The organism is Chryseobacterium sp. JK1 (assembly GCF_050632815.1).
GTDB lineage: Bacteria > Bacteroidota > Bacteroidia > Flavobacteriales > Weeksellaceae > Chryseobacterium.
In genome coordinates this window covers 155,754-168,816 of record NZ_JBODRU010000001.1, presented here as the reverse complement: position 1 = coordinate 168,816, position 13,063 = coordinate 155,754, and the positions used below count along the sequence as shown (strand labels likewise).

Sequence of the window (13,063 nt, the reverse complement as noted above, 5' to 3'; positions counted from 1 at the left end):
CAGAAGTTTACAGATAAAAGATGATAGCGAATTGTTGATCATTTCACTTTTCAGCCTGGCATCATCAGCCACCTTTAACCTAAAAACAAAGTTATGCTAATCAAAAGACGAGATTTTCTCAAAATAAGTTCATTGGCTACTGCTTCCCTGCTGATGCCTAACTTTCTAAAATCAATGACATTGGATGAGGCTCTGGTTCCCAATCAGAATATACTTGTCGTGCTGCAATTTACCGGTGGAAATGACGGTTTGAATACCATCATCCCTGCAAAAAATGATATTTATTTCAGAGAAAGGAAAACATTGGCCATTCAGAACTCACTGGCACTTACGGATGAAGCAGGAATCAACCCTTCCCTTTCTTATTTTAAAGAATTATTTGACAGTGGAGAGCTTTCTGTGATGAATAATGTAGGATATCCCAATCCCGACAAATCTCACTTCAGAAGTATGGATATCTGGCAATCTGCCAGCCGAAGTGATCAATTTCTGGAAACCGGATGGCTGGGACGTTTCCTTGATGAAGAATGTTACCGTTGCGAACATCCAACCCAAGCTTTGGAAGTTGATGATATGCTAAGCCTTGCGCTAAAGGGACAAAACAACAAAGCATTTGCCTTCAAAGATCCTAAAAGACTGTACCAAACCAGCCAGGAAAAGTATTTCAAATCGTTATATGATCATCATCACCATGACGAAACGGTTTCATATCTGTATCAGACATTAGGATCAACGATTAATAATGCAGATTATATTTTTGAAAAAAGTAAAGCGAAAAAGACCGAACAGACTTATCCTAATTCTCAGTTGGGAAAAGATTTTAAAACGGTAGCTTCTTTAATAAAATCTGACATCAATACACAGGTATATTATCTTTCAATCGGAAGTTTTGATACGCACGTCAACCAAAATGAAAGACAGCAAAAATTATTTGAAGACATCAATGAATCGGTAAAATCTTTTGTCGCAGATATGAAAAGTAATGGGCTATTCAACAATATTTTACTGATGACATTTTCAGAATTTGGACGCCGTGTTGCTCAGAATGCAAGTAATGGAACAGACCACGGAACCGCCAACCAAATGTTCTTCATCAGCGGAAATCTTAAAAAGAAAGGATTATTGAATACACTCCCCGATCTTCAAAACCTGAATGAAGGAGATCTCATCTATAAGGAAGATTTCAGAAAAGTATATGCTACGATTCTAAAAAACTGGCTCAAAGCCGATTCTTCTAAAGTATTGGGTTGGAAAGACGGAATTTACGACTTTGTGTAGGAAAATCACAAAATACACACAAGTCTTTTAAGAAATTCTGATATAAATAATGCAAAATAAGGATGTTTAGATTCCTTCGGAATGACAAACTGTATGAATAAAACTTTATTCCAACTATACATTCCGAAGGAATCCAGACTTTATAATCAGGATAAAAATAATGGGAAAATCACATTACTGAGCAATACCCTAACTGAAGACGTGAAAATTTCAATCCTTTGACCGAATTGTCATCATACATTCACAATAAAAAGAGACTGTCATTATAATGTACAGTCTCTTTTTCAATACTATTAAATTTTACTACTTGTTTTTTATGCAGTAATCTGCTTAGGTTCTTTCTCGTTCTGATCATCTTGTTTATCAAGTTTTTCAGATATTTTTTTTACAACATATTCTATTACCAGTGGTGCTAAAATTGCAACTAATGCTTTAAATATTCTTGATTTCATAAACAACGTGATTTTGTATTCATTGATAATACAATTTCTGAGCCAAGCTGAAAACATTTATTCATTTGCCGATAAAGAAGTTCATGAATTAGTTTTTGTCCGGAACAATAAAATTTTGATAGTTCTTACTTCCTGCATTAAATTTCTTCTCCATTTTCAATCGTAATCTCTGAGGTTTATGGACAATCAGAGAATCTCCGAATCCTAATAAAAGTCTTTCCAACTCAAAATTTAGCTGAACACAGATTTTGAAAACCGTTCCTTCATGATCTTCACTGATGATTTCCTGACTTTTATGCAAAGGTTTTGTCTTCACATAAGGAGCATTACCGGCATCCACCCAGAAAACAACATTTTTGGGCGACATTCCTTCAGCGACAGTAACACCTACAATATCTTTAAAATAGTCGTCGCCATCGAGATTTTTATCAACATACGGAAGAGCATCATCTATTTCTATACTTTCCATTCGGTCCAACGCCAGATTATACATTTTATCTTTGTAAAGACAGATCAGGAACCAACGGTTATTAAATTCCTTCAACAGCTGCGGATGAACGGTAAAAATATTCGATTCTCTTGCTGTAAAGCTTTTGTAAAGAATTTTTAATCCTTTTTTATTGGCAATACTTTCATACAGAATATCTATATGTTCAAGACCTTTCAGCTGCTCATTTTTGTCCAGATGGATGATGGATTTCTGATTGGTGGCATGAATGGAATCTTCCAGCTTTTGAATGACCCCGTTCATTTCTTTAAACATAGAAAAATCTTTGAACTGCTTCAGAATCTGAACAGCATTATTCATCGCCTTCAAATCACTTTCGTTCACGGAAATATTGTGAATACTGTAGTCAGGATCACTGTAGCGGTAATATTTTTTTTCATAAACTTCGATAGGAGCTTCATACCCGAACTTTTCGCTCCGCATATTCTGCAGATCAAGCTGTACGGTTCGCTTACTCACATAAGATTCCTTACCTTCAAATTCAAATAAAGCTTCAGAACACTCGTCAATAAGATCTTCGAGTGTATATTTCCTGTATTTGTTTTTGAGGCATTTATCTAATGTTTTATACCGAATCAGAGCATTTTTATTGGATGACATACCTTAGTGTTTTATGATTAGTGTTTTTGGTGACAAATAAATTCAATGATCGATTTGCCTTGGTGCTCTTTTTTCGTTGAAAACTATTTTTCCTTTAAAGCATTTCCTTCAAAAGTAATACCTTCCCATCCGAATTTCATAAAGTTTCTGATATTCTGATGATCTTCTCCTTCAGGGTTTTTCAAAACATCTTCTCTGTAAAATTCTCCAAAAAGTTTAAGCGTCTTTTCCTCTGAAAGATTTTGAATACTTGCGTAGCTGAAAACTTTACATGACCCATTGTTTTGCCCAGCCTGATTGGTAGTATCACCATTTTTAAAAGCGGTAGGCATAAAATCATATTTATCGTCGATATAGGCAATAACATCCGCAAACTGGATGGTTTCAGGAAAATGAGTTAATTGTTCTAATAATACCATACGTATTGTTTTTAAAGATTACTTCCTGGGGAGATTATCCAACTGTTTCAGTCATTGTATCCCCTTTTTTTATTTTTTTTGTAAAAATAATTAATATTTTACATCTACGCAAAACTATTGCGCAATTATACACTTACTTTGCATCATCAAAACAAGAATAAGATGGAATTTAATGGAAATCACTTAATCGAATTAGGATATAGATCTGCACAATGGTTTAAAGAGGCCATTGCTTATATCAATGAAAATAATCTGGACGAAATTCAGATCAAAGAATATCTGGAGCAGTTTAAACAACCTGATCTTATCCCGCTTCATGAAAAAGCAAAAGATTTTGTGATCAACATCCGAGCTGAACATGAAAGTGAAAATGATAATGTTGAAAAAGTAATCAGAACCATGAAAGTCCTGATGAAAACACCAACCCTAACCGAAGGAGCATTAATGCCGGATGCCTGTCCCACAGGTCCAGAAGGACAGATTCCTGTAGGAGGTGTGGTAGTTGCTCAGAATGCGATTCATCCGGGATTCCATAGCGCAGATATCTGTTGTTCGGTAATGCTGACGGATCTTGGTAAAGCAGATCCTAAAGAAGTATTGGATGCAGCCCATTCTGTGACTCATTTCGGATACGGAGGAAGACCAAGAGGAGAACAGATGCCGATGTCTCAGGAACTGATGGATGCTTTCAGAGAAAACGATTTCCTGAATGATGAAAAACTGATCAGTATTGCCCGTTCTCATATGGGAACTCAGGGAGACGGAAATCATTTCCTTTTCGTTGGAACGTCCAAAAATACAGGAAATACAATGATGGTAACCCACCACGGATCAAGAGCTCCGGGAGCCGCATTATATGATAAAGGAATGAAAACCGCCAACCGTTTCAGACAGGAAATTTCCCCTGAAACATTGAGAGAGAATGCATGGATCCCTTATGATACGGAAGAAGGGAAATCGTATTGGGAGGCGCTTCAACTGATCAGACAATGGACTAAAGAAAATCATACGTCTATTCATGATGCTGTATTGAACAAGCTGAAAATAGAGAAGGAAAACAGATATTGGAACGAACATAACTTCGTTTTCAAAGATGGAGACCAGTTCTACCATGCCAAAGGAGCCACTCCGTTGGATGATAAGTTTATGCCGGATATCACAGGGCCAAGATTGATTCCTTTAAATATGTCTGAGCCCGTGCTTATTGTTCAGGGAACGACAAATGAAAGAAACTTAGGTTTTGCACCACATGGAGCAGGAAGAAATTTCAGCAGAAGTCAGCATAAAAAGTCTATGGCTCATAAAACGACTGAAGAAATTTTCAATGAAGAAACAGCAGGACTTGATATTCGTTTCTATTCTAACGAGATTGATATTTCTGAACTTCCGAGTGCTTATAAAAGTGCTAAAAATGTAAGAGCACAGATTGAAGAGTTCGGACTTTGTGAAGTTCTGGATGAAGTGATGCCATACGGATGTATTATGGCAGGGGATGTGCAGAAAAATGCGCCATGGAAAAAAAAGAAAAAATATAGAAAAGCATAATTTTTATAACTAAAATCTTGCTTCATATATTATTCACATGTTAAACCTTATAGGTTTCTAAAACCTATAAGGTTTATGAAAAACAATCAAAAAACTAATAACCAACCTTACAGGCGTAAAAACCTGTAAGGTAAATGAAAACTTTTTCATAACGGCAGGAACAGTAGCTCAGATGGTAGAGCAACAAGATTACTTTTCGCTGCAGGCAAAATAAAGTTCCTATAAATTACCAAGATTGTAGGTCGCAGGTTCGAGTCCTGCCTGTTCCTCAACACTCAGAAAATACTTATATTCATGTATCAGTAATTTTCAGACGTAAAAAACTGAAGGCAAAGAAAGTTCCTATATTTTAGAATTACTTTCCGCCTTTTTACCAACTACAAGGCAAAGGGAGTTCCTATATTTTTTGGACAAATTACTCCCCGCTTTTTATAAACTATAGGTAAAAGGAGTTCCTATACACTTCACTTTTAATGAATCTACTCCTCACTTATTTTTTAAATTAAAAACAATGAAAACACTAAAATTATTCAATGCTGTACTGGCAAAAAAATCGGATGAAAAGCCATTTATTTCTGATAATGGTTTTATCATTGAGTCTGATGCTTTATGGGCAAGAAAAGAAATCGTTGCCTATTATGCCAAAGAAAAGCTGAATGGAAATGATTTGAATAAAACCTTTCATAAATCCTGGGAAAAGATAAAAAACGCCTCCAGAATCGATTTATTTTTTGACCAGATCGATCACTATATTTCAACCTATGGAAGTAATTTTCAAAGTGAAATCTATATTCCTAATGAAATAGTAAACATTCCTGATACAAAGCTGATTTTTAAGATCATTAAGGCTTATACTGTAGAAGAAATGCAGGAAAAATGCCTGTCTCTTTTAAGATCCGGAATTGCGTTGAAAGAAGAAACTATTGATGAGCTTCTTTATATTTTACATACGGAACTGGAATATGATTTTACAGGAAAAGAAAATATCAGAAATAAAGAAGCAGTTATAAAAATCGCTGATCTATACGATATTTATCCTGAAAATCCGGTGGAGTTTTTCCGTTATGTTATTTATAAAACGACTCTTACAACGCTTTTAATCAAAAATGATGATTTGATTAATACAATCAAGCAGAGTAATTTTAACCCAAGCTTCTTATTTGAAAGTTTTGGAATGGAAAAAATGGCGGAAATTTTCAACAGATTTAAACCATTATTCCTTGCTTATAAAAACAGAGCGCCAAAAGCCATCAATAAAATTTCCAAGCTTTCCAAAATACACCATAAACCATTGGTTTCAAATCCTTTGAATGCTGCCTCCAATACATTGCTGGAAACTGGTGATTGGCACTGGTTGGAGAATGCAACTCCATTCGCGCTATTCAAGGCATTGTCAGCCTGTTACTCGAGAATGTATGGTCAGGATACTTTTGTGTACAGAGTAAGAAACGGAAAATCTTGGGTAAAAAAGGGTAAGGAAAACTATGTGACTCAATTTAACTATGAATTCATTTTGGATTTCCTGAAACTGAAATATGAAAACCTGTCCGGAAAGAAATTCTATTTTCCTGAAAATGTAGAATTTGCCCTTCCCACTTCTGAGAAAATGTTTGTGGGAAATATTCCTACCGGAACTCGTTTTTATGGTGAAAGACTGGCCGTAGGTGTTTATTGGGAAGATCAGTGGGGAGCTAATGACCTTGACCTTTCGGGATTAAATATTTCCGGAAAGATAGGTTGGAATGCCGCTTATAATTATAATGACGGACAATTGATGTATTCTGGAGATATGACCTCAGCTCCTCACGGTGCGGTTGAATATCTTTACGCTAATAAAGGACTAAGCGCACCAACGCTTGTGATGAATAATGTTTTCAGTGGAGATGCGAATTGCGGATATAAAATTGTAATCGGAAAAGGAGATCATATTTCTTACGATTATATGATGAACCCCAATAATCTTTTTGCTGAAGCCAAATGTAATTCTGTTCAGAAGCAAATGATCCTCGGAATGCTAGTGGCAAAAAACGAAAAACAATGTTTTGTACTCTTGAATTTCGGAGCAGGGCATTCTCATGTTTCAGGAAATAATCAGGTGTCTATGATGGCCACAAATGCATTGTATCAGCAATGGTACGAAGCGATGTCCTTCAATGAGCTAATCAAAGAACTGGGTGGTGAGATGACTACAGAAAAAGCGGACGCTGATTTTGACTTCTCACTGGAAAGTCTTGAAAAAGATAGTTTTATCAGAATTTTCAAGTAAATTCTATGACGTCATCTGATTACAGCAGGTGGCGTTTTTATTTTATATTCCTTACATAAAGCGTTCTCTACGGCAATAAAATTATTTTTTAAAATAGATTATCTTTTCTCTATATTTGCCGACCTAATTTAAAAAACTAATAACATAATCATGAAGAAATTATTATTTCTATTCTTATCTCTTACGCTTGCATCATGTGGATCAGAAAGCGGCAGAGATGACGAAAGTGGCACGGCCAGTAACGTCAATGCCTCTCCAAAAGTGGTAACAGGCAAACCTAGTTTCAGCAATGCACAGTTCAAATTTGCGGGTACAGTCATTTCTTCCGGTTCCGGATATTTAAAGCGTGGCTTCTGCTGGGGGAAAAATATAAATCCTACTATCAGCAATTCCAAAACGGTTGAAGAATATACGAATACAACGGGAGATTTTCAACTTACAGCAATGTACAGTACTGATTTTGAAAAATCAACTACTTATTATGTAAGAGCATATATTCAGTCTAATAATGGGAATATTACGTATGGAGAAAATGTGACCTTCGTTACTCCTGCAAAAATGGATATTACTTTCAAAATGGCTAAAGCGATATATACAACCTCAGCTACATTAAGTACGGAAGATATTGCGGTAAATTATCTTGAATCATTTTATCCTGATGAAAAAGGATTCTGCTACAGAACCAGTACTGGAGTCAATATTTCCAACGGTCAAATCATTAAAATATCGAATCCTAATAATTATTCAGCATACGAACTGGAAGCTACGGCCTTACTTCCCAACACCACATATTATGTAAGGTCTTATGTAAAAGAGGGTGCACAGGTATATTATTCGGATGAAAAAACATTTACAACAGCGGGTGCTATTGGGGCGTCAGGTGGATATGTTTTTTATGATAAAGGAGAGTTTACGGATGGTTGGAGATATCTGGAAGCGGCACCTGCCAACCTTACCTATAATGGTTCTGATAAGATCAGATGGGGTTGTACGTTTAATATCATCAATCAGACTCAGGCTGCAATGGGATCAGGTCCGGCTAATACAGCAAGAATTATTTCCCAGTGTTCAGATGCCAACTGTGCTGCCAGATTATGCGCCAATTATACAGTAAATGGTATTAATAACTGGTTCCTGCCGTCTGAAGACGAACTTATGGCATTCTATAAAAGTTCCAAGAATGTTTACAATATTGCATCAAACCCATGGAATGATGTATCACAAAAATATTTTTGGAGTTCTACTGAAGTACCGGCTATTAATTCAGCAAGAATTCTTGACGGATATGTAGGACATACTTGGGAATACAACAAAGATTACAACATGGTTAGGGTAAGACCTTTCAGAAGATTTTAAAATATTTCACAATAGAAAAGCCGCTTCTCTTAGCGGTTTTTTTATTATCAGAATTAAACATATCCTATACGTTTATACTTTTAATAGAGAAGAGTCCATCATTCAAACTCATAATTACTTTTTTTCCGTAATCAATCTGGATCGTAAACATATTCTCCAATGGGAACTGAAGCACAGCCTGCAGCATCAAACGTATTACTCCTGCATGAGTAATGATAAGGACTTTATTGATATTCTTTTTCAATGTCAGTTCATACCAGAAACTGTGCACGCGGGTTTGCATTTCACGAAGATTTTCACCGCCGTTCGCTTTAATATTCACAAAATCATTATACCACGGGTTGATTTCTTCTTCTGGAATATCACTCCATTTCTTTAACTCCCAATTCCCAAAATTCATTTCGCGCAGCCTCTCATCTGTCTTATAATCACTATTAAAATGATCTGCCAAGAGACGGCACCGTAAAGACGGGCTCGAAACCACAAGATCAAAATCCTGGTCTGTAAGAATTCTTTTAAAATCGTCCTGATAATTTTCCTTTAAAGGGATATCTGCAAATCCGTAGCACAAATTTTCAGGATTATCTACAGCAGTATGACGGATCAGATGAATTTCCATACGATAATTGTTCCAAGGTAAAATAAAACTTCGCAAACCTGCTGTACAGAGCCCAGACAATCGCCGGTATACCCACCAATATGCTTTTTAAAATACCATCCGAGATAAATTTTCCCTAAATACGCCAGGGTAAAAGCAATGATCAGCCTCCAATCCGGGATTAGGAAAAAAGCAATTAAAACACCGACAAACCCTACTAATAATGCTTTCCCATTCAATGGTTTATTGGCTAAAGGTTTAGATTTACTCACGTCGATATCGGTCACATATTGATGTGTATAAATCATGGTTCCTGAAATAAATCGGCTTGATGTGTGAGCTACTATGATAATACATGAAGTCTTTACTACATCTATTGTACCCAATGCCTGAATACTGTAAAATTTCAAAGCAAGCAGAAGAATAATTCCAATGGTTCCATAGGCTCCTACTCTGCTGTCTTTCATAATGGTAAGAATTTTTTCTTTTCCATATCCTCCTCCAAAGCTGTCGCACATATCTGTAAAACCATCTTCATGAAATGCCCCGGTAAGCAAAACACTGGAAATCATCATCAAGACAATTCCTATTTCCAGATTAAAAAGCAAATTGCCAAGATAAAAGATTACTGCGTTAATGAATCCCACAACGAGTCCTACCCAGGCAAAATATTTCTGGGATCTGTTCATAATATCCGAAGAATAAGGGATCTTGAACGGTACGGGAATTCTTGTAAAAAACATCAATGCCGTTGCCAAGTAGATCAGTTCATTTTTTAGGACTTTCATTTATACTTTTTTAATATAAAAACTGGATTAATCATTCTCTGTAAAATTAGGAAAGCTTTTAACAATGATAAAGAGATCCAAAAAAAAAAAAAAAAGAAACATGAGTCTTATCATTCACAACTTATACTTTTTATTTCCAAAGTATTTTTAGTTTTGCATCGTAATAACCATGAAAAAAATCAAATGAAAAAATCTTATTTCATTGCGCTATGCGTTATCGCTATGACCAGCTGCTCAGCTCCAGGCGATGAACTGCTAAGTCAGGATGAGTCTAACAACTTACAGACTCTTAACGGATCAAAATCCAACATGCTTGCCAAAGGAGGCTTCAGAGACAATCCGGATACCCCAAGCCCTCCACCTTCAGGAATCTGGGCAAAATCTTTTTACTTAACCAATCCTATTTACGGTTTCTACAGTGATCTTACCAAAAAGCACCTGTACAATACCTCTCCTTTAGTATCAGAGCTTCCTAAATCCTATGCCGGACAGAGCTATTATTTTCAGGAGAGATTATTAGGTTCTGCAGATGGGCCTGGGGCAACCATTACAAGATGGTTTAACACCGTAAGTAATGATCTGGTATTAACAACTAATCCTAATGAACTTGTAGGCCAGAGCAACTGGGAAAGAAGAGATCTTGGAACCAGCTACAATGGTGATGAGCCTGGAAGTTTCCCTATTTACAGGTATTTCAATTCCGGTAAAAAAACTCACTTCTATACCAGAGACAAGAATGAACTGGGAGATGGAAAAGACGGGTATGCTTATGAGGGACTTGCTTTCTACTTAAAAGATTCAGAACCTAAAGCGTATCGAATTCGTGACGGACAATTCTACCAGGATAATAATACGGGAGCACTGTATGTAGTGTTTGAAAGTACTCTAAGACGTATTGAGTCCGCAGCTGTTATGAATAACCTATTCTCTCCCCTTATTGTTTTTCCTGGAAATGTAGACGAAGAACTTACCGGAGACAGAGGACCTGATATCACTTCATCAGCCCAGCTCGTACAAAATACCAACGACGGTAAAATATATATGGTAGATGATGGATTATACAGATACATTCCCGATACGCAGACATTTAATGCATTTAGATTCAAAGAAAGTTCTATTCAGCGAAAGCCTGTACGTATGATGTTTGTAGGCAAAAATATTGTAAAAACGTACTAATACATTGTACTGTAAAAACATTGAAGGGGCATCATAGCCCCTTTATTTTTATCTAAATTTAAGATGATTGATTGGAAATATGGGCATCTTCAAAACTTGACATTTCATTCAGGAAATTAACCGCACTTTGAATAAGCGGGTATGCCAATGCACATCCCGTTCCTTCACCCAAACGCAGATTCAGATTTAAAAGAGCATTTTCTCTCATCAGTCCCAGCAATTGAGGATGGGCATTTTCATTGCTTACATGGCAGAAGATACAGTTGTTCAGAATTTCCGGGTTCTTTTTCCAGACCGTAGCTACTGCTACAGTGGCAATAAATCCGTCCACCATGATCAGCATATTCTGGTGATACGCTTCTTCTATTGCTCCAATCATTTGGGCTATTTCTAATCCACCGAAAGTTTGCGCAATTTCGTCTTCAGTCATTTCGGACGGATATTTTTTTATAGCTTCAGTTAAGATATGAACCTTGTTTTGCAACTGATGATCATTCAGTCCCGTTCCGCGTCCGATACAGTTTTTAATCGGAATATCAAACAATTTACTCATCATTAAAGAAGAAGCGGAAGTATTCCCGATCCCCATTTCTCCAAAACCAATGATATTACAACCTTTCCGTGCAATGTCGTGAGCCACGGTTTTTCCATTTTTAAGCGCCTGCTGATATTCTTCAGGAGTCATAGCAGGTTCTTCCAGAATATTACGGCTGGATTTTCTGACCTTTTTATCGACCAGATTCAGTCCTTCGGGAAAATCAAAATTCACTCCGGCATCCACAATTTTAATCTTAATATCATTCTGTCTGCAAAAAACATTGATGGCAGCTCCTCCTCCAAGGAAATTCATCACCATTTGATAGGTTACTTCCTGCGGATAAGCACTTACTCCTGCTGTAGCAATCCCATGATCGGCAGCAAAAACCACCATATGAGGATTCAGTAGCTTAGGAGAAGTCGTTTTCTGAACCATTCCAATTTTGTGAGCAATGTGCTCAAGATGTCCTAATGCCCCTAAAGGTTTTGTTTTAAAATCAATTTTGTGTTGTAACTCTGATGATAACATGGATGTTGATAGTTATGTTAAATGGAAAAATGCAATATTAGTAAAACAGGAGATATTATGTAACGTTTGTCTGCAATTTTTACAAGTGGAAAACCATATCCCTAAATCTAGAAACTAAAAATCATCGTTTCACAAACTCTCTCACAACAACTCTCCTACTCTCTTACCTTCAAACCCTACAACTCAAATCCTGCAACTCAAAAAAATACGCAAGTACATTACGCACAACACCCCTTACTTTGCATTATAAATGAAAAACAATGACATCAAAAATACTTGAAAAAATAAAAGAGGTTGAGACTACACGTGGTGTAGAAGTACTTCTTGCTGTAGAATCAGGGAGCAGAGCGTGGGGTTTTGCTTCTCCTGACAGTGATTATGATATACGTTTTATATACCGTCATGAAAAAGACTGGTATCTTTCTCCCTGGGATAAGGATGAAACGATAGAATTTATGACAGAAGACGATCTGGACGGCTCCGGTTGGGATCTGAGAAAGACTTTTCATCTTTTACTAAAATCGAACGCTGCTTTGCTGAGCTGGTTCTACTCTCCAATCGTTTATAAAGCAAATGAGAGATTCGTAGAGCTTTTCAAACCTCTGGCTAATGCCTGCTTTTCACCAATAGCGGTTTCTTACCATTATTTGAGCATGAGCAAGAAGTATCTGGAAGCATGCAGAAGTGATGAAGTAAAATTAAAAAGTTATTTTTATTGTCTCCGAACTACCCTTACCGGAAAATGGATCATAGAGAAAAGAACAGTTCCTCCTGTACTATTCAGTGATTTGTTAGTGTTAACAGATGATGCAACCAGACGAAAAATAGAAGATCTTGTTGCCTTAAAAGCATCCAAAGGAGAATCTTATTATCATCCGAACGATTGGGAACTGTTTGATTTTCTTGAAAAAACGATCGCTGAGAATGAAGAAAAATCAAAGGGTCTTCCAGGAGGCAAGGCTAATAAAGCAGAGATGGAGAGGGTTTTTAGGGAGATATTAACACTTTAAA

12 protein-coding genes and 1 tRNA gene are annotated in these 13,063 nt (G+C 36.5%); 7 read left to right on the top strand and 6 right to left on the bottom strand.

Annotation, left to right across the window (positions count from 1 at the left end; translation table 11 throughout):
• Window positions 1–93 precede the first annotated feature (93 nt).
• Entirely contained in the window at window positions 94–1,278 is a 1,185-nt protein-coding gene (locus ACQ76T_RS00860; RefSeq protein WP_431341466.1) for a DUF1501 domain-containing protein, read from the top strand.
• Window positions 1,279–1,592: 314 nt separating this feature from the next.
• On the opposite strand, the gene ACQ76T_RS00855 is transcribed toward ACQ76T_RS00860, so the two are convergent.
• The 3 genes from ACQ76T_RS00855 to ACQ76T_RS00845 form a co-directional block, all read right to left on the bottom strand.
• Complete coding sequence (locus ACQ76T_RS00855; RefSeq protein WP_431341465.1) at window positions 1,593–1,730, bottom strand: hypothetical protein; 138 nt, start codon at window positions 1,728–1,730, stop codon at window positions 1,593–1,595.
• A gap of 88 nt (window positions 1,731–1,818) precedes the next feature.
• Complete coding sequence (locus tag ACQ76T_RS00850) at window positions 1,819–2,838, bottom strand: helix-turn-helix transcriptional regulator (protein WP_431341464.1); 1,020 nt, start codon at window positions 2,836–2,838, stop codon at window positions 1,819–1,821.
• A gap of 83 nt (window positions 2,839–2,921) precedes the next feature.
• Window positions 2,922–3,257, bottom strand: coding sequence for a HopJ type III effector protein (locus ACQ76T_RS00845; RefSeq protein ID WP_431341463.1), 336 nt, complete (start codon window positions 3,255–3,257; stop codon window positions 2,922–2,924).
• Between the two features lie 162 nt (window positions 3,258–3,419).
• Here ACQ76T_RS00845 and ACQ76T_RS00840 point away from each other — a divergent pair, with 162 nt between their 5' ends.
• The 4 genes from ACQ76T_RS00840 (at window position 3,420) to ACQ76T_RS00825 (ending at window position 8,424) form a co-directional block, all read left to right on the top strand.
• Entirely contained in the window at window positions 3,420–4,802 is a 1,383-nt protein-coding gene (locus ACQ76T_RS00840; RefSeq protein WP_431341462.1) for an RtcB family protein, read from the top strand.
• 157 nt (window positions 4,803–4,959) lie between these two features.
• Window positions 4,960–5,071: transfer RNA gene (locus ACQ76T_RS00835), tRNA-OTHER, on the top strand.
• Window positions 5,072–5,313: 242 nt separating this feature from the next.
• Window positions 5,314–7,068, top strand: a complete 1,755-nt coding sequence (locus ACQ76T_RS00830) for a hypothetical protein (protein ID WP_431341461.1) — start codon at window positions 5,314–5,316, stop codon at window positions 7,066–7,068.
• A 150-nt stretch (window positions 7,069–7,218) separates the two neighbouring features.
• Window positions 7,219–8,424 carry a hypothetical protein gene (locus tag ACQ76T_RS00825; RefSeq protein ID WP_431341460.1) on the top strand — a complete coding sequence of 402 codons (1,206 nt, stop codon included), beginning with the start codon at window positions 7,219–7,221 and terminating at the stop codon, window positions 8,422–8,424.
• 64 nt (window positions 8,425–8,488) lie between these two features.
• On the opposite strand, the gene cobC is transcribed toward ACQ76T_RS00825, so the two are convergent.
• Together cobC and ACQ76T_RS00815 are read right to left on the bottom strand one after the other, a co-directional pair.
• Entirely contained in the window at window positions 8,489–9,043 is a 555-nt protein-coding gene (gene cobC, locus ACQ76T_RS00820) for an alpha-ribazole phosphatase (RefSeq protein WP_431341459.1), read from the bottom strand.
• The gene (locus tag ACQ76T_RS00815) at window positions 9,028–9,810 is read right to left on the bottom strand and encodes an adenosylcobinamide-GDP ribazoletransferase (RefSeq protein ID WP_431341458.1); all 783 of its coding nucleotides are present in this window, start codon (window positions 9,808–9,810) and stop codon (window positions 9,028–9,030) included. Before ACQ76T_RS00815 ends, cobC begins: the two co-directional genes overlap by 16 nt.
• Before the next feature lie 183 nt (window positions 9,811–9,993).
• On the opposite strand from ACQ76T_RS00815, the gene ACQ76T_RS00810 reads away from it, so the two are divergent.
• Window positions 9,994–10,986, top strand: coding sequence for a hypothetical protein (locus tag ACQ76T_RS00810; RefSeq protein ID WP_431341457.1), 993 nt, complete (start codon window positions 9,994–9,996; stop codon window positions 10,984–10,986).
• A gap of 58 nt (window positions 10,987–11,044) precedes the next feature.
• On the opposite strand, the gene cobT is transcribed toward ACQ76T_RS00810, so the two are convergent.
• Window positions 11,045–12,052, bottom strand: a complete 1,008-nt coding sequence (gene cobT, locus ACQ76T_RS00805) for a nicotinate-nucleotide--dimethylbenzimidazole phosphoribosyltransferase (RefSeq protein WP_431341456.1) — start codon at window positions 12,050–12,052, stop codon at window positions 11,045–11,047.
• A gap of 260 nt (window positions 12,053–12,312) precedes the next feature.
• Between cobT and ACQ76T_RS00800 the strand changes: the two genes are divergently transcribed.
• Window positions 12,313–13,062 carry a nucleotidyltransferase domain-containing protein gene (locus ACQ76T_RS00800; protein WP_431341455.1) on the top strand — a complete coding sequence of 250 codons (750 nt, stop codon included), beginning with the start codon at window positions 12,313–12,315 and terminating at the stop codon, window positions 13,060–13,062.
• Window position 13,063 lies beyond the last annotated feature (1 nt).

Bases quoted from the DNA above. Each gene is read 5' to 3' on its own strand.
- ACQ76T_RS00855 (WP_431341465.1), bottom strand. From the start codon at position 1,730: ATGAAATCAAGAATATTTAAAGCATTAGTTGCAATTTTAGCACCACTG.
- cobC (WP_431341459.1), bottom strand. From the start codon at position 9,043: ATGGAAATTCATCTGATCCGTCATACTGCTGTAGATAATCCTGAAAAT.
- ACQ76T_RS00810 (WP_431341457.1), top strand. From the start codon at position 9,994: ATGAAAAAATCTTATTTCATTGCGCTATGCGTTATCGCTATGACCAGC.
- ACQ76T_RS00845 (WP_431341463.1), bottom strand. From the start codon at position 3,257: ATGGTATTATTAGAACAATTAACTCATTTTCCTGAAACCATCCAGTTT.
- ACQ76T_RS00860 (WP_431341466.1), top strand. From the start codon at position 94: ATGCTAATCAAAAGACGAGATTTTCTCAAAATAAGTTCATTGGCTACT.
- ACQ76T_RS00815 (WP_431341458.1), bottom strand. From the start codon at position 9,810: ATGAAAGTCCTAAAAAATGAACTGATCTACTTGGCAACGGCATTGATG.
- ACQ76T_RS00850 (WP_431341464.1), bottom strand. From the start codon at position 2,838: ATGTCATCCAATAAAAATGCTCTGATTCGGTATAAAACATTAGATAAA.
- ACQ76T_RS00800 (WP_431341455.1), top strand. From the start codon at position 12,313: ATGACATCAAAAATACTTGAAAAAATAAAAGAGGTTGAGACTACACGT.
- ACQ76T_RS00830 (WP_431341461.1), top strand. From the start codon at position 5,314: ATGAAAACACTAAAATTATTCAATGCTGTACTGGCAAAAAAATCGGAT.
- cobT (WP_431341456.1), bottom strand. From the start codon at position 12,052: ATGTTATCATCAGAGTTACAACACAAAATTGATTTTAAAACAAAACCT.
- ACQ76T_RS00840 (WP_431341462.1), top strand. From the start codon at position 3,420: ATGGAATTTAATGGAAATCACTTAATCGAATTAGGATATAGATCTGCA.
- ACQ76T_RS00825 (WP_431341460.1), top strand. From the start codon at position 7,219: ATGAAGAAATTATTATTTCTATTCTTATCTCTTACGCTTGCATCATGT.